The 23,209-nt window shown below is 30.2% G+C and carries 23 protein-coding genes; all 23 read right to left on the reverse strand.

Translation table 11 applies throughout. The features are described 5' to 3' along the window. Complete coding sequence (locus ITB9_RS14555; RefSeq protein ID WP_054852805.1) at nt 1-1,074, reverse strand: glycosyltransferase; 1,074 nt, start codon at nt 1,072-1,074, stop codon at nt 1-3. Next, a complete protein-coding gene (locus tag ITB9_RS14560; RefSeq protein ID WP_054852806.1) occupies nt 1,075-2,187 on the reverse strand; it encodes a glycosyltransferase family 4 protein in 1,113 nt (370 codons plus the stop codon). After that, complete coding sequence (locus ITB9_RS14565; RefSeq protein WP_054852807.1) at nt 2,187-2,738, reverse strand: serine O-acetyltransferase; 552 nt, start codon at nt 2,736-2,738, stop codon at nt 2,187-2,189. The genes ITB9_RS14560 and ITB9_RS14565 overlap by 1 nt, the downstream gene beginning before the upstream one ends. A 10-nt stretch (nt 2,739-2,748) precedes the next feature. Then, entirely contained in the window at nt 2,749-3,744 is a 996-nt protein-coding gene (locus tag ITB9_RS14570) for a glycosyltransferase family 2 protein (protein WP_054852808.1), read from the reverse strand. 3 nt (nt 3,745-3,747) lie between these two features. After that, nucleotides 3,748-5,280 carry a glycosyltransferase family 2 protein gene (locus ITB9_RS14575; protein ID WP_054852809.1) on the reverse strand — a complete coding sequence of 511 codons (1,533 nt, stop codon included), beginning with the start codon at nt 5,278-5,280 and terminating at the stop codon, nt 3,748-3,750. A 6-nt stretch (nt 5,281-5,286) separates the two neighbouring features. Further along, on the reverse strand, nt 5,287-6,435 hold the full coding sequence (locus tag ITB9_RS14580) for a glycosyltransferase family 4 protein (RefSeq protein ID WP_054852810.1): 1,149 nt from the start codon (nt 6,433-6,435) through the stop codon (nt 5,287-5,289). A 1-nt stretch (nt 6,436) separates the two neighbouring features. Further along, complete coding sequence (locus ITB9_RS14585) at nt 6,437-6,922, reverse strand: DapH/DapD/GlmU-related protein (protein ID WP_082396275.1); 486 nt, start codon at nt 6,920-6,922, stop codon at nt 6,437-6,439. A 19-nt stretch (nt 6,923-6,941) separates the two neighbouring features. Then, nucleotides 6,942-7,349 carry a GtrA family protein gene (locus ITB9_RS15900; protein ID WP_148638479.1) on the reverse strand — a complete coding sequence of 136 codons (408 nt, stop codon included), beginning with the start codon at nt 7,347-7,349 and terminating at the stop codon, nt 6,942-6,944. A 3-nt stretch (nt 7,350-7,352) separates the two neighbouring features. Further along, nucleotides 7,353-8,333, reverse strand: a complete 981-nt coding sequence (locus ITB9_RS14590; protein ID WP_054852812.1) for a glycosyltransferase family 2 protein — start codon at nt 8,331-8,333, stop codon at nt 7,353-7,355. 10 nt (nt 8,334-8,343) lie between these two features. Continuing rightward, on the reverse strand, nt 8,344-9,501 hold the full coding sequence (locus ITB9_RS14595; RefSeq protein WP_054852813.1) for a hypothetical protein: 1,158 nt from the start codon (nt 9,499-9,501) through the stop codon (nt 8,344-8,346). A gap of 33 nt (nt 9,502-9,534) precedes the next feature. Next, nucleotides 9,535-10,617 (reverse strand): glycosyltransferase family 4 protein, encoded by a 1,083-nt coding sequence (locus ITB9_RS14600; protein WP_054852814.1) that lies wholly within the window; start codon nt 10,615-10,617, stop codon nt 9,535-9,537. Further along, nucleotides 10,608-11,993, reverse strand: coding sequence for a hypothetical protein (locus tag ITB9_RS14605; protein ID WP_054852815.1), 1,386 nt, complete (start codon nt 11,991-11,993; stop codon nt 10,608-10,610). The genes ITB9_RS14600 and ITB9_RS14605 overlap by 10 nt, the downstream gene beginning before the upstream one ends. Further along, the gene (gene neuC, locus ITB9_RS14610; RefSeq protein WP_054852816.1) at nt 11,993-13,120 is read right to left on the reverse strand and encodes a UDP-N-acetylglucosamine 2-epimerase; all 1,128 of its coding nucleotides are present in this window, start codon (nt 13,118-13,120) and stop codon (nt 11,993-11,995) included. Before neuC ends, ITB9_RS14605 begins: the two co-directional genes overlap by 1 nt. Beyond that, the gene (locus ITB9_RS14615) at nt 13,113-14,156 is read right to left on the reverse strand and encodes an N-acetylneuraminate synthase family protein (RefSeq protein WP_054852817.1); all 1,044 of its coding nucleotides are present in this window, start codon (nt 14,154-14,156) and stop codon (nt 13,113-13,115) included. Before ITB9_RS14615 ends, neuC begins: the two co-directional genes overlap by 8 nt. After that, nucleotides 14,149-14,814 carry a cytidylyltransferase domain-containing protein gene (locus ITB9_RS14620; protein ID WP_054852818.1) on the reverse strand — a complete coding sequence of 222 codons (666 nt, stop codon included), beginning with the start codon at nt 14,812-14,814 and terminating at the stop codon, nt 14,149-14,151. The genes ITB9_RS14615 and ITB9_RS14620 overlap by 8 nt, the downstream gene beginning before the upstream one ends. A 17-nt stretch (nt 14,815-14,831) precedes the next feature. Continuing rightward, complete coding sequence (locus tag ITB9_RS14625; RefSeq protein WP_054852819.1) at nt 14,832-15,482, reverse strand: class I SAM-dependent methyltransferase; 651 nt, start codon at nt 15,480-15,482, stop codon at nt 14,832-14,834. A 6-nt stretch (nt 15,483-15,488) separates the two neighbouring features. Continuing rightward, on the reverse strand, nt 15,489-16,397 hold the full coding sequence (locus ITB9_RS14630; protein WP_054852820.1) for a glycosyltransferase family 2 protein: 909 nt from the start codon (nt 16,395-16,397) through the stop codon (nt 15,489-15,491). A 14-nt stretch (nt 16,398-16,411) separates the two neighbouring features. Next, complete coding sequence (locus tag ITB9_RS14635) at nt 16,412-17,395, reverse strand: glycosyltransferase family A protein (RefSeq protein WP_054852821.1); 984 nt, start codon at nt 17,393-17,395, stop codon at nt 16,412-16,414. 10 nt (nt 17,396-17,405) lie between these two features. Then, complete coding sequence (locus ITB9_RS14640; RefSeq protein WP_054852822.1) at nt 17,406-18,128, reverse strand: hypothetical protein; 723 nt, start codon at nt 18,126-18,128, stop codon at nt 17,406-17,408. 10 nt (nt 18,129-18,138) lie between these two features. After that, nucleotides 18,139-19,341 (reverse strand): hypothetical protein, encoded by a 1,203-nt coding sequence (locus ITB9_RS14645; protein WP_054852823.1) that lies wholly within the window; start codon nt 19,339-19,341, stop codon nt 18,139-18,141. A gap of 7 nt (nt 19,342-19,348) precedes the next feature. Beyond that, nucleotides 19,349-20,245, reverse strand: coding sequence for a glycosyltransferase (locus ITB9_RS14650; protein ID WP_054852824.1), 897 nt, complete (start codon nt 20,243-20,245; stop codon nt 19,349-19,351). Nucleotides 20,246-20,315: 70 nt separating this feature from the next. After that, complete coding sequence (locus ITB9_RS14655; RefSeq protein ID WP_082396281.1) at nt 20,316-21,221, reverse strand: hypothetical protein; 906 nt, start codon at nt 21,219-21,221, stop codon at nt 20,316-20,318. A 32-nt stretch (nt 21,222-21,253) separates the two neighbouring features. Beyond that, complete coding sequence (locus tag ITB9_RS14660) at nt 21,254-22,525, reverse strand: ABC transporter ATP-binding protein (protein ID WP_054852825.1); 1,272 nt, start codon at nt 22,523-22,525, stop codon at nt 21,254-21,256. Between the last annotated feature and the right edge of the window lie 684 nt (nt 22,526-23,209).

Here is a 23,209-nt window from a genome sequence, read left to right on the forward strand (position 1 = left end):
TTAGTACAGGCCTAAATAGGTATTTGTTAGTTTTTGTATAGTATTTCTTTCTGAAAATGAATGAGCGATTAATCGCTGTAAATGTTTAGAATGTTCATCTCTTAACGCTTCAGATTGGATATACCGCTCTACAGCTTTAAATAAGCTTAATTCATCTTTTGGATTAACTAATAATCCTGTTTTATCTGATTGAATAACCTGACTACAATCTCCAACATTAGTAGCTACAACTGCTAGTCCTGCTAATCCATACTCCAATAAAGCCAAAGGTAAACCTTCTGATTGAGATGATAAAACACCTATAGTACTTGATTTAAGTATTGCTGAAGTGTCATTACAACTTCCGTATACAAAAATATGTTGTTCTAAATTTGCTGTCAATATAAATTTTGAAATGTGTTTTGAATACTCATCCTTAAAATCTTTGCCTACCAAATGCAAAGTCCAATCTGGATATTTAGCTACAAGTATTTGAAACGCTTGTAATAAATTAAAATGATCTTTTTGAGGTCTTAGGTTAGCTAAGCAGACGACACGTTTACCATCTACACCTTTTAAATCCGTTTTTAAATTTGTAGCTGTTAAAACTGCATAATTAGGTAAATAGCTAACCGACTTGGTGTTTAAGCAAGTTTTTGCCCACTGTTCTAATTTTAAATTAACACTAAATATGTGATTAAAATAGTTGGAACAATATTTTAAAACCCTTTGAGGACGTTGTTTTAAAAATTCGCTTTTACCATAATGATCATGCCATACTAGTTTAACTTTAGAATTTAAAATAGTTATTAAAGTGGCTAAAAAATAAGACGTTGAATGCGCATGAATTAAAGTAATTTTTTCTTTTTTAACAAAACGATGTAAAGTCCATATTGCTTTAAAATCTAAAGTTTTTGTCTTTCTTAAAAACAAATAACCTACCCTTTTGTTTACATTAGATTTTAATAAACCTTCTGCTCTGGTAGCACACAGGTAACTACCATCTACGCTACCTAATAAACCATTAGCATAATTAACTGCAACACGCTCTGCGCCTCCTGCTTCTAAACTATCAATTAATTGAAGAACTCGCATTTAATTCTGTATTAGCGTTTTTATTTCATCTTCAAACAAATCTAAGGTATAATACTGTGACCAAGCTAGAGCACTTACAGACATTTGCTCTAATGTTTTAGTGTTAGATAGTGCTGCTTCAATTGCAACTACTGCTTCATTTACGTTGGGCGTTATTAAAATACCTCTATTACCATTATCTAACATATTAGGGACACAAGATATTGCTGTAGCAATGGGTATGACTCCAAAAAACATAGCTTCTGCTATAGCTTTGGGCCAACCTTCGGACTGAGAAGCTAATAGCGTAAAATGAGCAGCTTTTAATTGTTGTTTGACTATAGTACTGCTTTGATTTCCGTGTAAAACTATAATATTTTGTAATTTATTTGCATCAATATAATCTTGTAATTCTGATTTTAATACACCATCGCCATATAAATCTAGTGTCACAGAATAGCCTTTATGCTGTAGTGCTTCTATAATTTGAATAGCCAGTAAAGGACGCTTACCACTAACCAAACTTCCTACAAATACAAACCGTAATGTTTTTGAGTAATCTTTTGTTTCTATTTTACATCGCTCATCATTTCTATAACTTGCTGTAAAAAATGGTTTAATATTTTTGGTCTGATTGCTCCATGCACCATACACTAAAACAGTCATGTTTTTTGTCCAAAAGGTATTGGATAAAATACGTTTTTGAATACGATAACTTAAAGGCTGATTAGCTTTTGGATCCCAATTACCTGCGTATTTAGCTGTTTTTATTTTCTTCGGAAAAAAAACTTGCAGCATACAGCCTAATAATCCAATATTACCTGGACAACGCAAATGGATGTGATCAGCCCACAACATTCCGATAAATAATTTTATAAATATAATAGGTAAAAAAAAGAAACTTTTTAATGCCTCTAGCGATGTAGTAAAATTTAACGTTGGAATAGAAACGACTAAGGGTTGCTTTTTAAAAGCGGAAGTCAATAATGGTCTATTATACTTTGTAGGTGATACAATTTTAACAGTATCTACTGAATTAAACCAAATATCCATTTCACGAACATACGGACTATAAGCCTGATAAACAGAATCTTTTTTTAAAGTAGGTGCATTTGTAATGACTAAAAACTTCATTAAATATAAGCGTTAGATGAATTTTGATTAACCACTACTGCTGGCACACCCATAACTGTAACATGATTTGGAATACTTTGAGTAACTAATGAGTTTGCTGCTATAACACTATCATCTCCTATTTGTATTGAGCCTGCAATAACTGCGTTGGCACCAATATATACCGTATTGCCAATAGTTGGGACACCTCTGTTATCTCCACGTCCACTGACACCAATAGTAACCCCTTGAGAAATATTGCAATTATTACCAATAGTTGCTTTAGCATTTATAATAATACCTCCAAAATGTCCAATATAAAATGATGACCCAATAGTTACGGAAGCGGGAATAGAAATGCCCGTAAAGACTTCAATTACTTTTTGCCACAACAAACAAAAACCTAACAATACATGTTTTACTCCTGGAATATTTAATTGATAACAACGGTGTGCAATCCTGTATTGAAATATAGCCCAAAACCCTTGTGTAAAGAAAATTATTGACAAGAAGTGTCCTCCATACGACTTGTATTTTTTATAATCAGAAACTATTAATGGTAATAAAGACATATATTTCTTGTTAAGATGGAATGTTTGGTTTGTTAAATATAAGCGAAAACAAACCAACAACACGACCTAAAGTCTCTGTGAATGCTTCTTTTTTATTAGAACTTGTAATGACATTAGTGGCACGTATTAAAATTAATAATACTGAGGTGGCATAAAATTTAAGCGTAGCCTCTAATTTAGGCGTGTTATATTTTACGCGCCAAACATACCAACCATTGCGTACTACCATTTTTCCGTACTTAAATTGGTTTGGTCGTCCTGCAGCAGCATGATAATGCGCTAACTTAGCATTAGTATTAATATAAAGCTTCCCAAATTTTGCTATACGTAACGAAAAATCGGCATCCTCATACAAACCATAACCTTCAAAATACGTTGAAAAAGACAAGGTATTAAAAACCCCCTTTTTATAAGACGACACACCTCCCATGATTTGTTCGACTTGATAAATGCTTCCTGATGGAGGTAAAAAACTAACAGATCTTCCATGAGAAAAGCTAGGCATCCAACCCGGTTTTGCATCTGGTAATAAACCAAATCGTTGTCGTATTTTAAATCTTAAAGGCTCTAAGCGTTGCCATCCATCATAATAAAAATAAGAAGTACTATTTCTTGCAGATTCTGTATCCCAACGTATTTCATTGGTTATATAACCACCAACTGCCAAAGCTTCTGGATGTATTTTATAAGTACCAATTAACATTTCAAAATAGTGCTTTTCCAATATAATATCATCATCTAAAAAACATATAATGTCTGATGTTTCACTAACCTTATTAACTCCAAAATTACGCTGTTTAGTTAAACCACGGTTTGTTTCATTAACTTTATAATAATTTAAATTATCAAACATATGGTCTTGTAAAACATGTTTAGTGTCATCATTTACAGACCCATCAACAATAATAATTTCATTAGGATATAAGGTTTGCTTGTTGACCGACTCAAGCAATTGCAAAAGCGGTTTAGGGCGCATGTAGGTACAAACTATTAGAGAAAACTGCATATTCTATTTTGTACGTTTACCCAAAGACATTAATGCCTTAGCATAAAAAACAGACTTTTTATACTGTAGTAAACGTTTTGGTAATTTTATAATTTTAATGGGCCATTCTATTAATTTGGCTTTAGTAAAATAAAACACAAAGTACTTAATTTTATATTCTTTACGTTGCCTTGCTGTAAAATGTTTATGCAATTGATACATTATGGTTGGACTAGGTTTAGGTACAATATGTTTTACAGGCGTATCTAATTCCCAGGGTTGTTGTTTTCTAGTTTTTCCTTTTATTTTAGCTTGTGTACCCCAAAAACGATATCCTCCAATAGGTGGTTTTAAATGTAAATTGGCAGAAAACGGATTATGTAAAACGGTAACTCCTAGTTTGGTTATAGCCATTCCAAAATCACTATCTTCTCCATAGCCACCATCATAATTTATATCATTACCTACAAGTTTATCTACTATGCGTTTTGAAACACAGGAATTAGCATTACTAAACGATTGTGCAGCACCTACTTTCCAACGTTCATTATCAAAGGCTTTTAATTTAACATCTAAATCCTCTAAAGTCTGTTGTTGATGGTCTGCTCTTATATCTAACCCGTTACAAGCTTCCGCATTATAAGTCTGTAATAGTTTTATATGATTTTCTATAAATTCTGGTGGGATACGTATATCGTCATCTCCAAATACTATATAATCTCCTGTACATAAATCTATAGCTTCATTTCGTGCTCGGCAACTGCCTTTAGATGTTTGCCATTTAAAGGTAACTTTAAATGAATAGTTCTCTGGTTTATATAACGAAAGCACTCTTTTATCTTCTGGTGTTGCGTCTACAACAACTACTTCTGTTGGTTTATAGGTTTGATGCTCTAAATCATTTAATAGATTTAAGGTAAAGTCTTGGCGCAACATAGTCGGTATAATATAACTTACTGAGGGTTGACCTTCAATAGCTTCTAAAGGTCTTGGTGCGACAACTTTTGTTTTTGGTTTTAATTTAAATTGTCTTGCATAATTATAAGCTTTAAGTTCTCTAAACTTCCAAACCCCTTTTCTGAGTAACATGTACAAAGCTTGCGAGCGTTTAAAACTTTTAAAATAGAAAGTATAAATATCTTCTTTAGTAAGACTGACAGCTTCTATTTTTACAGGAAACAATCCTTTAACATGTAAAGGTATGGCGCCTTGATAACGCATACCATTAAAGGCAAAATCCAAGGCTGCTGTTATCGGATTTAAATAATCGGCATCAAAAGCACCTAAAGTTCCCCAAACACTTTCTCTAATAGCAAATTGGTTTGGGTTTAATCGCCAACTCACACAATGGTCTAAATTATCAAAATCATTACCATACCAAAAATAGACTACAGTCTGGTATATTATATCTGGCAAACAGTTTTTAAAACCTTGATCTAAACTACTGTGCCAAATATCGCCTTCCCCTTTGGCTAAAGTATCTAGCAAATTTAAATCAGGAGTACCAACATATAAAATAACACTTCCGTTTGAGGCTTTAAATGTTTTAAAATTCATTTACAATTAGGGCTTTATAAATTGCGTGTAAAAAGCTACACTCTGTTGTGCTACAATCTCTGAACTAAATCTTTGTACTACTTTCTGTCTTGCGGCTTTAGAAAAAGTTTCACTCAACCTTTGGTCTTCAAAAAGTTTTATAATATTATCAGCATACTCTTGATGTGCTGTTGGATGGACTAAAAACCCATTTTCCCCATCATCAATAACTTCTTTTGCCCAGCCAACACTAGAGGCCACAATAGGTTTTTCCAAAGCCATAGCTTCTAGCCAAGATACTGGTAAGGCTTCTGCAAAGGTAGGAAACACACATACACTAGCTGCCTCAATCTGTTCTCTCATTTTTGCATAAGGGACAGCTCCAATATAATTTACTTTTCGTAAAGCTGTTTCTGAAAACAAAGGTTGCATTAATGCCCATGTTGATTGAGATTCCGTTTTAATATCAGGACTATCTTTTCCAACCAATAATAAAGTAACATCTGGATGTATTTGATTGACGATATTAAAAACATAAGGCAATTCTAACAATCCCTTTTTTCTTATTAGCGTTCCAAAATACAGTATGGTTTTAGTAGTAGTATCTAAATTTAAATTAGACGGTTTAAAGGCGTCTAAGGTTATTGCGTTGGGTATGACTGTAAAAGGTCTGTTTAAATTAAATAGTGTATTAGTTAAATCTCCAGTAAATTGGCTAACCGCAATAATACCATCAACCTGCTTTAAGGCTTGTTTTTCATGAAAACGATTAATTGCCTTAACAGGTCTTTGGTCTAAATGACAAAAATAAGTATCACTTCCATTTTCTCTAATAACAATCGGACAATTAACATTAATAAACGAAGCTATTCCTGTCCAATCAGGAGCTTCAACAATATCTAATTTACCCGCTTTATGTAGACTATTGATTAGTTTTTGTATTTTTTTTCGAGTTAAAAACCAAGACAAACCTTTTAGTTTCGGGTTTTTAATTTTATAAAACTGAAGGCCTTGGTCTTTAAACTGAGCATCTTCATTTTGACCATAAATAAGCAATATTACTTCATGACCTAAAGTATGCAATGCTTGCGCAAGATGTTGGATACTGGTACCAATACCTCCTGAATGACCGATACGCTCGTGTGGATACTCTGGTGTTAAGAATGCTATTTTCATATTACACTTTATCTACATGATTGATAATTTTAGCTGGATTACCAGCTACAATTGTATTTTCAGGAATATCTCTAGTCACAACAGATCCTGCTCCAATTACAGCATTATCTCCTATTGTTACTGGCTTAACTATCAAGCTATTCATACCTATAAAAACATTATCCCCTATAATGATGTCTCCAGTCTTAAACTCTGAAACACCATCTTGAGATATAATAGGATAGTGATTAATAATTTTAACTCCAGTAGTTATGTAAACATTATCACCTATATGAGTATTTGATTTTTTCATAATATCAAATAAAACATTTGTACCAATAAAAACGGTTTTAGATTTCTTAAACTTAACTCCGCAACGCTTTAACAAAAAAGGTCTAAATGCTGGAGGAATAAAAAACTGCATGGATATATGCAATAGCAAAAAACTTAAAGCTTTTCTAAAAAACCTTAAAGAAAACATGTTATTCCATGTGGGTTTAAAAGTCATAATATAAACTTATGTATTATTAATAATCTCTAAAAACGATGAGCTTTGAAACTAAAAACCGAAGAGGCATTAACAAAACCACTGTCAAAATTGAGGACAACATGTATTTTAAATTTAATTTTAAGCCAAAATTATATAAAAGATTAGCGCACAAATAGAATAATAAAATAGAACTAATATACCTAATTAGTTTTTTTGAATTATGCTTGGTTTTAAAAAGTAACTTTAGTTGTATTGAATACAAAAAAATATAATTTAAACCATAAATTATAACAAATGAAATTGTTTTATCAATTTGGAAATAATCTACCAATACAAACAAACCTCCGAAAATAAAAACATAGCCAAAAATACTTATTAAAATATACCTAAAAACAAGTTTTTTATTTTTGGGGCTGATTAAATTTTCATAACTGAATAACTTCATAAATTATTGTCCACTTATTGTGTCTTTTATTTTGTTTTCAAAATAATTCTTTTTAGTGAGATATAATATTTTTTCTTGATTTTGACGAATTCTATTTAACATGTCAGCAACAAAGGCTAAAGTAACAACCATTAAAGACATGCCACAAAGAGATAAAGCTATAAAACCTAAACTCTTATATGGTGTTATTTGACCAACCGTTAACCAATGCCATAAAACAAAACCACCTAAAAGCATCGCTAATATAAGTATTGCTATTGCTATTGTAATAAAAAACCTGAAAGGCTTATAGTCTTTTAAACATTTAAAAATTATTACAGATGTTTTAAAAGCATAAATAGTTATGCTATTTGCTATTCTCGATACTCTACCATCAAAATATTTAACAGTAATTGGAATTTGAGCAACACTTTTTCCTTTATTCAATAAGTCTAAAATAGTTTCATGGGTATATGTAAATTCGCCTTGTAAATTAAGACTCATAAGGCTCTCGTATGAATAAGCCCTAAAGCCACAGGATACATCTTGTATTTTTGAACGACCTACATAACTAACTATTTGACTGATTTTTTTATTTCCCCAAAATTTTATTTTGGGCATTCTTTCAGGTTTACCAAAAGTAAACCTATTACCAAGCGTAAAATCTGCTTTATTTAATAAAATAGGTTCTATTATATGCTTAATTTCTTCAACATTAAATTGTCCATCTGCATCAATACTAACTAGTATATCTACATTTTTTTTTAGAGAATAATCAATGGCTGTTTGAAAGGCTCTTCCAACACCCTTATTGTAAGGGTGAGAAATTACAGTTCCACCCGCTCTTAATGCTTCTTCTTTTGTATTATCTGTACTACCATCATTTACAACCAACACCTCTACAGTTTCAATACCTTTAAAAGTCCTTGGTATCGACTTGATTACTTTGTAAATAGTCTCTGCCTCATTTAAAGCAGGCATATATATCAATAATTTTTCTTTCATAACATACTATTTACAAATTATTATTTATCACAAAAAAATCCAACCTGATTTCATTAATTATATATAGGACAGATATAATTTGAGCCCCATAAATGTACCAACTATCTTTTAAGTTGATTTTATGCCATAATAAATAGAACCCTAAAAAGAAACCTGGAAGTAAAACTAACCAATATCGACTAAAGCCTGTTCCTGCAACAATAAATCCTAACATGACTAAAACTATAGCCGCAAACAACATTTGTATTCCATATGTTTTACTCTTAAAAATATAACCTAAAACAAATGCTGAAATTAAAATCAAACTCATAACATAACTTCTCAAGCCAGTTATAGGTACAAATAATGAAACAAATGCAGGTAAGCCATTAATTTTAGTAACCTCATGGTGCTTTATTAATCCTAAACCACATTTAATATTATATAGTAATGGGTTTTCTACTTTAAACCTATCAAAATAACTTATTTCTGAAAGGTCACTTTGTTCTATATTATAAACATACTTTACCCAAAGTACTATTGGAATTAAAACAATTATAGAATATTTTAATATTTTATTGAAATATTTTTTTCTATTATCTTTTAAATATCTAAAAAAAGTAATTAAGACTAAAATACCTAACACTGCATAAACATACCTTGTCAGTATCAAAACCATAAAAAACAATAACATTTTAAATAAGTTTTTACTACTAAATTCCAAATTAGAATAATATATAAATCCCCAAAAACAAAAAAACAATACAGCTTCTGGATATAAACTAGAAAAATTATTAACAGCTATTGGATTAACAATAGTCAAGGCAGTGATTGTTAATGCTATTTCTGTATTGATATTTTGTTTTCTTAAAAATAGATATATATATTTTAAGGTATATAAAACTAAAGTAACATTAAAAATTTTATGTATAACAAACCCTAAAGCAGGAAAACTTTTAATCTTAAAGAATGCGAAAAGTAACGGAATAATTGGAGTTACTGTCGAAGGGTAATCAATTAAAAAGTATTTACCTTCTAAAAGGTGCTCTCCAAGTTTATTGTATGTTATTTCATCAGCAAAAAGAGGTAAAAATAAAGATCTTAGAGAAGATAGTACACTTATGAAAACTACAAAAAAAACCCATTTATATTCAAAAACAAACTTTTTTATTTTTTTATAATGTATCATTCTACTCCTTTATTTTTTTTATCAAAAAAACAATTATTCCATAAGCTTGATGTAACTAGAAACCATTTGATCTAAAGAATATTTTTTAGATATTTCATAGTTGTTTATATCTTTGATTTCTTTTTCCCCTTGTAATACCTCTGTTAAAATTTTCGATAATTCACTCACTATCTTTTCTTTATAAATAAAACCATTGTATTCATTTGTTATTAAACCTAAAATATTTCCATTCTTTGTAGTTGTTATAACTGGTAAATTACAAATAACTGCTTCTAAAACTGAAAAACAAAATGTTTCTCCCCTTGAAGGATGAATTAAATAGTCGTAATTTTTATATATTTCATTTAAATTCTCTACACTTCCTTTAAAAAAAACGTTTTTTTCTAGGGAATGTAGTTTCACCATTTCCTTTAAAGTTTTTTCATAAGGTCCGCTTCCATAAATATCTAATTTAATTTTACCTGATAAAAATTCTGGCATATTAGAAATAGCAACTAAAATATCTTGTATACCCTTTTCCTCTCTTAGATGAGAAGTTGTCAAGAACTTGAATCTAAAATTATAATCGCATTTTTTTTCATAATTACCTTCTTTTAATCCATTATAAACGGTTTTAATCTTTGGTTTTAAAAAACTACCAAAATCCTTTATAATAGCATCGCTTGTGTAATCCGAAACACCAATAAATTGATCAATATGTTTAGCATATAAATAGCCTTTAATTCGCTTTTTGAGCTGTTTTACAAGTGTATAACCTCCTAAAGGTCTTGGATTATGGTCTACTGCTATAACTTTTGTACGTAATAATTGCTTGACCTCAGCATGAAATGAAGTGCATAACTCTACAAAATGTGTGATAACATGAGTATAAGTAGTTTGAGTTGTTTTAACATGCTTAATAAAATGAGCTTGTAAAGAGCTGCTGTTGCTTTCTATAATATGAAACTCATTATACTGACCATGTGTTGCTGTATTTGGAAAAAACCAATCGACACGAATATTATTATCTTGACAGGATCTATTAAAGGCCCAGAAAAAATAATCCATACCACCTACTCGACTGTCAAGTAATTTGTAGTTACAGATTATGGCAATATGATTTGTGCCTAACTCCATTGCATTAGTGTTTTTGCAGTCAATTGGCTGGTGCTTATTAAGTCCACACCAATTTGCTGAGCAATAAGTTGTTTACGATTTTTAGTGTTGCTATCTTTAGTTAAACCTTGATTAACTGCTTGAATTAATTCTGCTGTAGTAGTGACGATATTTGTCGCTTTACTATCTACAACATGCATAATATGCTCATAACCTAAAAAGCGCTGATCATCATACAAACCATTAGTAGCATTACCAAATATAGTATTGATTACGGGTTTATCAAATAACATAAAATCCAAACTCATAGTAGACAGCATATTAATATTTAAATCGCAATATTCCAACAAGGCTCTAAGTTGTTTTACATCTTCAGTAGATGGTATACGTTGCGACCAAGACTCTTGATGGTTAGCTCTAACTTGTTCCCATTTAGGAAAATTCCATTTTATAAAAGGAAACCCTTTTACCAAAGTATCAAAGCGTTTTGGGTCTTCTGCTGGAGAGGTTCTTACTATAAAATTAACTGCTGGTATCTGTTGGTTTTTTATAGCTTCGGCTATAGTTGTGATATATAATTCGTCATTTTTACTGGTAGAACTATCGCCACAACTAAAACAAATGGTTTGTAATGAAGCATCCAAACGAAAGGCTTTTATAAAGTCGGCTTTACTGGTTTTGTACCTTGGCAACACATAAGGCTCAAATTGTGGCGTACCTACAACTTTTACATGCTGGTCTTGTATTGTACTATAAAATTGTAACAAATCCTTTTTCATGAGTGTGCTCCACACTAAATAATAATCAAAACTAGAGGCCATCCTGCCTTTAGACGCCAAATTATCCCAACTAAAAATAAAAGCTGCTGTTTTAATTTTTAATTGCTGTGCTGCATAGACTAAAGGCGCTATGTATGGAGGTCGTTGGTGAGTAAAAAACAATAAATCTATGGCTTTTTCCTCTAAAATAGTTTTGTATTGCGCTGTAATAGTATGATTTGCAAAAGTTTTATTTTGAAAATATTGAAACTTTTGTATCGCTTTCTCTGAATGAAACAACGTGGTTAATTTATAAATAAAGCGTGTACCATAACCACGAGTAGTTTTTAAAGTTGACCTGTTAGTTTTTAAATTATCCTGAATCCCTAAATTACCCTTAGCATGTAATTTTAAATGGGCAATCTCTTTAGCTTTTCTAAAAAACCAGGTTGTATAACCTTCAGTAAATACATCCAACTCTATAACTTGACAGTCAGTATGCGTTTTATATACAGATTTGGGTAAACATGATAAAATAATAACGTTATCAAATTGTTGCTCAGCTTCCTTCAAAAAATCACTTAATATAAAATTTCTAAAGCCAACACCATCTGTAATTACCAATCCTAATGTTTTCATTATATAGCTCTAAATTGTTTTTGATGGTTAACCTCCCAAAAGCGGTCTAATTTTAATGAGTGAATAAAAGCGTCGGCACTCTTTCCGTTTCCAAAAACATCAAGTGCTTTAGGTTGTTTTATTTTATCTTTTAAAATAGCCTTAACAATAGCATCTTTTGTGTAATTGGTATTGATTATTGAATTTAAAACCGCTCTATTATCTTGACGTGTGCCTATATTTATTGTTGGAATACCATAATATGGCGCTTCTCTTACACCTGCACTACTATTACCTATTATAAAATCAGCATACTTTAACAAGGTTAAAAAATACTCAAATCTTATAGAAGGAAATATTCTAAACTTCGGATTATTTTCTAAACGTTTATAAGCTTTTAATATGGTTTGACTACCTAAGTCGTTATTAGGATATATCACCACATATTCTTTATCACTTTGCAATAAAGCATCTACATATTGTTGAGCATAGTCTTCCATATCTTCATGTTCTGTCGTGACAGGATGAAACATAGCAACTGCATAATCTTTAAAAGGGATATTATAGTAATCCTTAACGATACTTAAATTAGGTAGCATACTTGAAAACATAACATCTATATCTGGTGACCCTATAGTATAAATAGAATCTGGTAATTCTCCCATTTGCTCCAGTAACTGCTTGGCTTGTGCATTTGCCACAAAATGAATATGACTCATTTTACTTGTAGCATGTCGTATAAGCTCATCTATGGTACCAGAAAGTTCTCCGCCTTCAATATGTGCCACTAAAACATTATTTAAACTACCTACAATTGCACCTGCTAAAGCTTCTACCCTATCACCATGTATAACTATTAAGTCGGGTTGTGTTTCTGCTATAAAATTAGAAAAACCTGTTATTGTTTTTGCTAACGTTAAATCCATGGTAGCTTCATGCGTATGATTATTAAAAGTAGAAATATGCTTAAAACCACAGCGTTCTACTTCTATTAACGTATAACCATAAGCTTCAAGCAAATGCATACCTGTTACAAACACATGAGCCTCAAATCCTGTTTCAGACTCTACGCTTTGTATTAAAGGTTTTATTTTACCAAAATCTGCTCGTGTACCTGTTAAAAATGCTATTTTTTTAATATTACTCAATATCTGCCCAAGTTAATTGTTCATCATTTGCTATGGATCTGGTTGCTTTTTTACCTAAAATACTATCAAACTTATCGGCTAAAATCGCGCCTGTTCCTGGTCGTTTTACCCAAATATTATCTTTAGTATAGAGTTCCCCTTCTGCAATAGGCTTTATAGTACATACCGTTGCAAAAGCAAAATCTATAGTCACCTGCTCTTCTTTTGCAGGTGCTTTAGTACCGCCTCGCATCAAAGCCATTTCAGCACTATTTGTAATAAGAGCTTTACAAGCTTGTTCATCCATACTACATACAATATCTGGTCCTGTACGTTGCATGTGATCTGTAAAATGACGTTCTAAAATAGAACCTCCTAATGCTACTGCACCTAAACACGCATTGTTATTTAAAGTATGATCACTCAAGCCAAAGACCTTATCAGGAAAAGCCTCGTGTAATTCCAGCATCGCTCCAAAACGTACTAAATGTGTTGGTGTGGGATATAAATTGGTGGTATGTAATAAGGCGACTGGTACTTCATATTTATCAAAAATAGCGACTGCTTTTTTTACACTGGCAATTGTATTCATACCAGTACTTAAAATAACAGGTTTACCAAATTGCGCAATGTGTTCTAGTAATGGATAATTATTACATTCACCAGAGCCTATTTTATAAGCAGGAATATCAAAACGTTTTAAACGCTCTGCTGCTACTCTAGAAAATGGTGTAGAAATAAAAATCATCCCTTTTGATTCTACATAATCCTTAAGCGCTAATTCATCTGCTTCATGTAATGAGCAACGCTCCATAATATCATATATTGACACGTCGGCATTACCAGGAATAACTTGTTTTGCAGCACCACTCATTTCATCGGCTACAATATGGGTTTGGTGTTTTACTACCTCAACGCCTGCACGATGCGCAGCATCTACCATGTCTTTTGCTACTTGTAAAGAACCTTCATGGTTAATACCTATTTCGGCAATGACTAAAGGCGGAAAATCTTGCCCTACTTTTCTACCTGCTATCTCTATATATGGATTACTCATTATTATAATGGTTTAGCATAAACGCAGCATAATCAAAATCGTCTTGTGTATCGATATCAACTTTTGCAAAAGGATGATCAATGACTAAAGGATAAGCATCCTTAGTTATAATCTCATCATTTAAAATACAGCTAGCCTTGGTGATATATAGTAACCCGTTTTCATAAAATAAAGGTTCTAAATCTTGACTGCGCTGTCCTGGTTTATAATTATATGGTTTAAACTGTTCGTTTTTTATAGTTCCAAATTTAAGGTGATTTTGAGACACTGTAAACAAACTGTCTGTTTTTACTTGATTAAAAACAGTAAATGCATCTTGTAATAATAATTTTGGTCGTAACGGATTAGTGGCTTGTAACAACACCACTATATCTACTTTAGTATTTACAGCACCTAAAACATGTTTTAATGCGCTTACTGTAGGCTCATAATGTCCAGCTAAATGTTCTGGTCTGTCTATAACCTTAACTCCATGCGCTAATGCTATTGCCTTTATAGTGTCACAATCTGTAGACACATATACAGCGTCTATAAAATCAAATTGTTTAGCATACTTAATACTATGCACCAATAATGGTATACCATCCAAAAGTTTTATGTTTTTTTCAGGTAGGCGTTTGGAGTTGCCTCGTGCTGGTATGATGGCGATGGTTTTGATAGGTTATTCTTTTTAAATTACACAATTTTTTTAGCAACAATACCATAGCTCATGCCAGTTGCTTTTTTATTTCTTTTTTCTAATATTCTTTCCAAAATTAATTTAAAATAATCTTTATAATTTTCTGCTTTCCGGTTTTGATAACTAGTATCTACAATTGCATACTCTAAAATTTCAAAACCTGCTGTTTTTAAAAACTCCCTAACAATATGTTCCCAAGGAGTAAATACGTGATATTCTTTAATATGTTTTTCTTGAAACGCATAAAGAGTTCCTTTTAAAATCAAATTTATTATATTTTTACTACTCTGTGGATTTGGAGTTGATAATATCATGTAGCCATCTTTTTCCATGTGATCACTAATATTTTGTAAAGATTGTAGTGGATTTGGTAAATGTTCTAAAACTTCTAAAAGTATAACTATACCGGGTTTCTTTACATCTTTTGGTGCAGTAAAATTTAGATCCCAATGTATTGATTTATCTATTTTTTTCACATAGTCAAAGGGCTGCCATATTCCTGAAATTGAATTTACAGTTTCTTCCATGTGTCCATAACCTGCTCCAATATCACTAATTACAGTATTCGGTGCTTTTGAAAAATATTGATTTAACTTAGTAATACCAAAGACAGATCTATTTTCAAATCTTTCAATTTTATTTTTCATTTATATTTAGGTTTTTATTGATTTCCAATATATTTTGGTTTCTTCTAATTTCTTATACCTATTAATATCTTCTAAAGTTAATCTACTTCCAATAAAATATTTGGGTATATGTATTAACAAATCTATAATAGCTAATAGGATTGCTTTCAAAGCTTTAAAATCACCTTTAAATACTTTTAATCTTAATTGCATCCACAAGGTATATAAAAACTTTTTAGGTATTAAATGTAAGGGATAAAACATAAAATACAAATACCAACCAGACCTTAAGGAGCGTCTTAACCTTGTAGTATAATCTTTTTTCTTTTTTCTGGATTTCACATCAACGCGATGCTGTATAAATAGAGCTGGAACATACCATACTTCCCATTCATTTTTAAACAATTGATAGCTTGCAAACTCCTCCTCACCATAAAACACAAACCAATCAGGATAATTTGGTATACTTCGCCACGCATCCATACGCCAAACATGACCGCAACCTACAAAACTTTTTACGCGTGTACTACTCGAGGCATCTGCAAGATTACAAGGTAAGTCTTTCCCCCAAAAAATCCTACCTGCTATTACTGCACATTGACTATTATTTATAAAAAAATCATCAATAATTTCTAAGGGGTTATTAGTAACAATATGGGCATCATCATCTAAAGTGATAGCATAAGCTGCTGTGGTTAAATTCAATAAACGGTTTCTACTAAAAATTAAACCTTTACTTGTTTTGTTTTGTATAACCTGTATTTGCTTATAATTATCTTTTAAATACTGGAATGTGCCATCGGTAGAACCATCATCACAAATAATACATGCTACGTTTTCATTATTTAATAAATAGGAAATTTCACCTAAAGTTATCTTTAAATCTTCAAGTCTATTTCTTGTGGTGATTAATATGGCGAATTGTTGATGATGCATTTAAGTAAATTTAACTACCTCTTAAAAAAGAGAAGAAATAGTTTTTTTATAAATAATCGTTTTAAAGTATAAATTTTATGACTTGTTAATTTAAAAGGATACGTTAACTTGTAATCTTTTATTTCTATGTTATTTATATTGTTCATGTTTTCTTCTTGGACTTGTACCATCCATTTTTCTACAGTATTCCCCATATGATATGCAAAATTATTATAAGTAGACAATCTTAACTTACCAGATTTATTAATTGGATCATCTATAAAATCATTTACAGAATTTCTTCCAATTAAAATATATGATGGACTTGTTGGTATGTAAGAAAATAACAAATCCCTATCAATTGTTAAAACTTGATGACCACTACCAAGATTAGCTTTAATTGAATTAGATTCTACTACTGGCCATTTCAAATTTGGCTTTGTTTCTAAATCCCAATTTATACTACTCATATACCTATTAAAATCTTCAAAATTTTCTGGTATTGCTTTATATTCAAATTTTAATTGCTTGGTTAATACTTTTAACATTCCGCTACTAGTAGCATAAGTTTCTGCATTTCTTACTGAAATGGGAGATACAGAACCAACATTTTTGAAATTATTAAAAACAGAGGTCACCTCTTCCATCCATCCTGTTTTAAATAATACGTCAGCATCTGATAATGTTATATATTTTTCTCGCGCGCCTCTTGCTGCTCCAAGTAAAGCATCTATTTTACCAATATTTGTATTATGGTGTATAAGTGTATCTATATATTTTTCTTGGTGTTTTTTATAAATATACTGTGTTACTTGTTCGTTTGAACCATTGTTTACTACTGTTATTTTCGCTTGAGAGTTAATTGTTTTTATCAACGATTCTAAACACAATTTAAAAACTTCAAAACTATTTTTATAAAACGAAATATTATTTGGTATGTATACAACAAGAATAATTCTATGTATTGAATCTACTTCAATAACATCTTGTTTTTTTTGTGGGTTCACACCTTTTCTCATAATTAATACTTTATAAGGTTAAAGCCATTTCAAAGGCTTTTGTAGCAATTACTAATTGGCTTTTTATCCCATCGTAATTTTTAGATTTTACTGCAATATTGTTTTCTTCTAAAACTTTTAACAACTCTTGGGCTGTTTCTTTTTCTCCATTTCTATTATAATCATCAATTATAATTATAAACTCTTTTTTTTCATTAAATTGTTTAGCCAGATTAACAATATCAAATCGAGAATAGTTTTTACTTCCAAATGGTCCATCTATGATATATAAACTAAAATCATTGGTTATATTTTCAATATCAACATAACCTAAATATTCTTTGTTAAATATTGATTTATTTGCTGTTTGAAGGTTTATTATCTTAGATTGATTTGATAAAGAAAAGTTAGTATTAAAACGATTAATCCATTCACGATCATGCTCTATAATAACATGCGATGCATTTATAATATCATTTTTAATTAATGTAGAAATAAATTTAGAACTTTCTCCCAAGCCCAATTCTAATATAGATTGTGGTTTTACATCAAACAAAATACGTTTTAAAATATAAAAAAAAGAATAGTTTCCAGCCCATCGTCCTACATTAATAGATAAATTATTTAAGCAATCTACACCTCTAATACTATCATGAAAAACATTTGCCCAAATAACTTCATTGGTTAGTTTTTCGGTTCGTTTATGCCTTTCTCTATTATCTTTAATTAAATTAATGAATCGTTTTAATATCATCTTTTAAAATTTAGTTTAAAATATCTTGAATACTAGATTTAAATTGGTCTACACTAAAATAATCACCATATGCCAAAATCGCCGGAGCATGATCTAATTGAAGTTTTATTAATGCTTCTAATTGGGTAGCAATTTCACTTTTATTTGTACTAGTAGCGATACAGGTTTCATTAATTGTTATATGTCGTGTTTCGCTTTCTTTTGGACAAATATTTAATATTTGGCATCCTGCAGCATCTGCAACTGGAATTTTACCAGGTAAAATATTACTATAATTACTATTATTTTCAAGGATTATTAAAATATCAGATTCCTTATTTTGTTCAACATAAGAACTTGAAAAATCATTAGCTTCAAGAATAACTATATTAGAAATAGTTTTATATTTCGTTTTTAATCTACCGTATTGATTACTTTTTAATCTTAATACAAATTCTGTATTTGCTTTTATGCTTGCATCTTTATTTAAACAATCTATATAAGCATCCAAAACAATATCCATATCGCGACCTAATTGCAATGTGCCATGATACGTTATGCTACATTGTTTTTGTTTTTCTCTTACCTGTTTTGCTCTCCCAAAATTAAAAACTGATTTATTAAATTGATGTGGCAGCGTTTTAAAAACCTTATTTGAACCATAAAGAACAGTTAAATCTCTAGACAGATAAGTTGATGGACTAACACATACTTTTGCATTATCAACCACTTGTTTCATGCGCTTTAACCTAAATAATTCTAAATTAGAAAGGTTTTTATTTGAACCTGTATCCCAAAAAGTAGGATAAGGATCATGAAAATTTATTATAGCTTGCTTTAAAATTGGTAAGTCTTTACAAGCTAATAAAGTTTCGTACTCTAAACCAGAACTTCTTATAAACACATGATTATAAGACTTATAATCTATAGTTTTAATTTTCCTTTTGTATAAATTTTGTATATAACGTTCCCGAAGTGACTCATTAAACAGTCGCCAATATATTTTATTTATCCATTTTGTTAAAAAAGGAATTTTACGTGGTATAGTATACTCGGTAATAGAATCTATCCCCAAAAGGTCATTACAATCATGCGTATCATGACTTTTTATATAAAAAACATCAATGATCGCCTTTGGATAAATGGCTCTTAAATTTGCAATAAAAGAACGTGACACTATACCTTCGCTTGTACCTGAATACCTTAAATCTTGGGCTATAATTAAAAATTTCATTTTATTACTATAATTTTCTAAATAAAGACTTAACTATCATAATTTTAAGACTTATCAAATTTTTAAACTTTAAATGCTTTAAATAATAAAAACTTACTTGTAGTATTCTGAAAACATTTTTTTTATTGGTCGCTACTGTTTTGTTTAACTTATAAACAACAATTCTTTGCTGCTTTTTAGTAAAAAAATTAATTTTATCAGAATACAAATAAAAGTAATATTGAAAAGAACTTTCGTTTTTTTGTTTCAAATTGTCTGTATTTGAAGTAATGTTTTCTGAACTATGTCTAAATTTAACACATGAAGTATTTATAGTATAAACTAAACCATAATTTGAACATTCTAAAACAGCCAAATCATCTGTATGCCATGCTAAAGGGAAAGACTTAATCTTAAAGTTTGTCTTCTTAAATATATACTCGCTCAAAGAGCTTCTTGTTCCTCCTTGATGTTTACGCTCAAAAAAAGCTGTTGACTTCTCAAATTTTGGATGCTCATGCTTTTTAGATATTTTAAAACCCTTACCGTCAATAACGATTGTTGCAAATCGCACAACATTTACGTTATGTTTTTTTATAATTTCTAAATTATTGTAAAATCCCTCAACACAATTAGGTCCCAAAATATCATCATCGCCTAAAATCATTATCCAATCTTCACTTGCTGTCATTGCAATACAACGTTCCCATTGCTTTACTAAATTTTGACCACCTAGATTATTATCAAATTTCTTATAAGTAAATAAAAAACTGTTTTTATAGGCCTCTAGTAAATTTGAGGGATCAGTATCACTAGCATCATTACCTATGTAAACATGAAATTGCTTATTAGTTTGAGAAGCTAAACTTTGTAATGTCGCTTCAAAAAAATTAACTTTATAATATGGAATAACGATGGCTAGCAAATATATTCTTGTTTTATAATTCTATTTTTAATGTCCAATAGCATCTTTTTTATATTAAAAAACAATCTATTTATTGTATTACTTCAATAAAGCCTTTTTCAACTAAATATGTATTCTCTGAAATACTATAAATCATATTACCTGTTTCTTTTAATGATTTAATCATGAAAGGAAATTCATCATCAATCTTAGTGTTTTTATAATTTATAATGCTAAAATGCTTTTTTTCAGTTTCTATATATTTAGTTGTCCAATCTTTAGAATCAATATTGAGTTTATTAAGTTCTTCTTGAAAAAAATATTCAGGCGAATTCAAATCTACTCCAACAAACAAAATTTTCTTATTAGGAAACTTTATTGAAATATAATTTAAAACTGTTGTTAAACTTCCTCTAAAATGATAAAGAGGTTCTGCAAGTGAAGTTGACCATTTGTTTCCTTTTGAAATCCAATTCTGTACACTGATATACTCAAAATCAAAAGTCTTATCTACGATATTAAATCTAATTATATCTTTTGGCTTTAAAATGACTTTTACAAGATCTCTAAGTTTATTAAACTTATCTACGCTATAAACTTTAACAACTTTTCTTAAAATAAATATTATAATCTTATAAATAGATAAATTGATAATACCTTTTATTTTAAATAAATAATATTTAATCTTAGTTTTTTTAAAGCATCCTTGGTAGTTTTTAGATACAATGAATACGATATCTTTTAACGGTTTGTTTTTTAAAAAGTTAATAATATACTTTAAAATCAAAATTGCATTTGTACTGAAATCATCTAAAAAATATACATGTGTTGGCGCTATCTCTGCTTTTTCATAAAATGCGGCGTATTTATTTATCCCAATTTTAACAGGGCATTTGTCAATTATTTTTTTTGTCTCAAGCGTTAAATTATTAATCGATATTCCTGAACCTAATACAACAACATAATCATTAATTATTTCTTTCTTTGTGATAGACATTTAATATACTTTTGTGCTTTATTTACTTAAATTTATTGAAACTTAGCATCAATAATTGCTACGTTTGTTGCTCTATTTATAGTTTTAGTATTCCAATAATCACCCGGAAAAACTTTAAAATTTAAAACATTATGCAGTAAATCTATTTGTTTAACTACTACTTTTGCTGTTTGCACTACAATAGTTACAGTATAATCCCCTCCTCTTAACATCAATTTTGGTATTTCTAAATCTACATAAGAATCAATTTCATCAAATGAAACTCCCATCTCATCCGAATAAAAGTCTGCTATTTTTATTTCGTTCTTGTCAAAAACAACCAAACCAAATATTAATTCTCCACAGTTAACTTCTTGATTGAAAACCACATGAAGTCTAAACTTAGCATAATCACCTGAAAGTATTTCTGTTACAGGCGTATTTTCTTTGCTAAGTAATTCAACATTTGAAAAATGAACTTCACCTGTACCTCTTCTATCTGTTCTTTTTAATAAATCTTCATTTGCTTTCTTACTCTCATTATTTAAATAAAAACTCACTGCTTTATCTGAAGCTCCTTCAAAAACAACCTTTCCATGCTCCAAAACAAGACCTCTAGTACACAAACTCTTTACAGCAGCCATATTATGACTTACAAACAAAACTGTACGTCCTTCTCCTTTTGAGATATCCTGCATTTTACCAATAGCTTTTTTCTGAAACTCGGCATCACCAACTGCTAAAACTTCATCTATCACCAAAATTTCAGGCTCTAAAAAAGCGGCTACTGCAAACGCTAATCTTACCGTCATACCTGAACTGTAACGTTTAACAGGTGTATCTATATAACGTTCGCAACCTGAAAATTCTATAATTTCATCTATTTTAGAAGCTATTTCTTTTTTGGTCATACCAAGAATGGCTCCATTTAAATAGATATTTTCTCTACCTGTCATCTCTCCATGAAACCCGGTTCCTACTTCTAATAAAGAAGCAATACGTCCTCTAGTTTTAATTTCTCCAGTGGTAGGACCAGTCACTTTAGAGAGTATTTTTAGTAGTGTAGATTTTCCTGCGCCATTTTTACCAATAATACCTAAAACTTCACCACGTTGGACTTCAAAATTAATATCCTGTAAAGCCCAAACATATTGCGACTCTCCCTTTGTACTACGATCGTTACTCTCTCCGACTTTTAAATACGGATCGTCTTTACCTCTAATACGATTCCACCATCTATTTAAATCATGGCTAATCGTACCTGTACCAACAAGACCTAAACGGTATTGTTTGGAGATATTTTCAGCTTTTAAAATAACACTCATTATTTTTATTATTCAATGTTTATAGTAAACGATATACTTTAAGGAGGTAAAATAACAAAAATTATAGCCAATCAGATAGCAAAACTAAGATGCTTTTGTAAAAAAAAGTTTTTCTAATACTTAGTAGTTTGCATTTTTTTAGTAATAAATAGCAATCCAAAAACAACCGATAGCAAAATAATAAACACCAATTATCACGCTACGAGTCAACTATAACCAGTCATTTCTAACCATTCACTTCTAAATCCTCACCATTTCACTATCCTCTTTTTACTTTCAACCTCTCAATTCTAATTTTCATCTTCCTAAACCATAGTTACTTCATAGATACTTCATGGATACTCCATAGATACTCCATAGTAAAGCCATAGATAGTTCATGGTAATGCACCAGAGTTAACCACTTTAGTTAAAAACTAACAAAAGTGCTTCAAAAGACTAAAATAACACACAACAACAAAACAAGAATTCAACCTAAACAAAAAAACAGACATCAAAAACACACTAAAGAAATCCTACACAAATAATAAATGATCCAACAATCAAAAAACTATCTAAATAAATAAAATAGACGTTTCACCACTAACGTTTGACTTCTCTCTTTTAAAGTTTTCCTTTCATGTAAAATTGCGTTTAAAAATGGGGAACTTATTTTAAATTAATTTTAGTTATGACAAAAAAAAAC

Source organism: Olleya sp. ITB9, from assembly GCF_001315805.1.
GTDB lineage: Bacteria > Bacteroidota > Bacteroidia > Flavobacteriales > Flavobacteriaceae > Olleya > Olleya sediminilitoris.

What these genes read in the sequence shown, in the direction of transcription:
- ITB9_RS14555 (WP_054852805.1), bottom strand. Translation starts at nt 1,074, where the DNA reads ATGCGAGTTCTTCAATTAATTGATAGTTTAGAAGCAGGAGGCGCAGAG.
- ITB9_RS14560 (WP_054852806.1), bottom strand. Translation starts at nt 2,187, where the DNA reads ATGAAGTTTTTAGTCATTACAAATGCACCTACTTTAAAAAAAGATTCT.
- ITB9_RS14565 (WP_054852807.1), bottom strand. Translation starts at nt 2,738, where the DNA reads ATGTCTTTATTACCATTAATAGTTTCTGATTATAAAAAATACAAGTCG.
- ITB9_RS14570 (WP_054852808.1), bottom strand. Translation starts at nt 3,744, where the DNA reads ATGCAGTTTTCTCTAATAGTTTGTACCTACATGCGCCCTAAACCGCTT.
- ITB9_RS14575 (WP_054852809.1), bottom strand. Translation starts at nt 5,280, where the DNA reads ATGAATTTTAAAACATTTAAAGCCTCAAACGGAAGTGTTATTTTATAT.
- ITB9_RS14580 (WP_054852810.1), bottom strand. Translation starts at nt 6,435, where the DNA reads ATGAAAATAGCATTCTTAACACCAGAGTATCCACACGAGCGTATCGGT.
- ITB9_RS14585 (WP_082396275.1), bottom strand. Translation starts at nt 6,922, where the DNA reads ATGACTTTTAAACCCACATGGAATAACATGTTTTCTTTAAGGTTTTTT.
- ITB9_RS15900 (WP_148638479.1), bottom strand. Translation starts at nt 7,349, where the DNA reads ATGAAGTTATTCAGTTATGAAAATTTAATCAGCCCCAAAAATAAAAAA.
- ITB9_RS14590 (WP_054852812.1), bottom strand. Translation starts at nt 8,333, where the DNA reads ATGAAAGAAAAATTATTGATATATATGCCTGCTTTAAATGAGGCAGAG.
- ITB9_RS14595 (WP_054852813.1), bottom strand. Translation starts at nt 9,501, where the DNA reads ATGATACATTATAAAAAAATAAAAAAGTTTGTTTTTGAATATAAATGG.
- ITB9_RS14600 (WP_054852814.1), bottom strand. Translation starts at nt 10,617, where the DNA reads ATGGAGTTAGGCACAAATCATATTGCCATAATCTGTAACTACAAATTA.
- ITB9_RS14605 (WP_054852815.1), bottom strand. Translation starts at nt 11,993, where the DNA reads ATGAAAACATTAGGATTGGTAATTACAGATGGTGTTGGCTTTAGAAAT.
- ITB9_RS14615 (WP_054852817.1), bottom strand. Translation starts at nt 14,156, where the DNA reads ATGAGTAATCCATATATAGAGATAGCAGGTAGAAAAGTAGGGCAAGAT.
- ITB9_RS14625 (WP_054852819.1), bottom strand. Translation starts at nt 15,482, where the DNA reads ATGAAAAATAAAATTGAAAGATTTGAAAATAGATCTGTCTTTGGTATT.
- ITB9_RS14630 (WP_054852820.1), bottom strand. Translation starts at nt 16,397, where the DNA reads ATGCATCATCAACAATTCGCCATATTAATCACCACAAGAAATAGACTT.
- ITB9_RS14635 (WP_054852821.1), bottom strand. Translation starts at nt 17,395, where the DNA reads ATGAGAAAAGGTGTGAACCCACAAAAAAAACAAGATGTTATTGAAGTA.
- ITB9_RS14640 (WP_054852822.1), bottom strand. Translation starts at nt 18,128, where the DNA reads ATGATATTAAAACGATTCATTAATTTAATTAAAGATAATAGAGAAAGG.
- ITB9_RS14645 (WP_054852823.1), bottom strand. Translation starts at nt 19,341, where the DNA reads ATGAAATTTTTAATTATAGCCCAAGATTTAAGGTATTCAGGTACAAGC.
- ITB9_RS14655 (WP_082396281.1), bottom strand. Translation starts at nt 21,221, where the DNA reads ATGTCTATCACAAAGAAAGAAATAATTAATGATTATGTTGTTGTATTA.
- ITB9_RS14660 (WP_054852825.1), bottom strand. Translation starts at nt 22,525, where the DNA reads ATGAGTGTTATTTTAAAAGCTGAAAATATCTCCAAACAATACCGTTTA.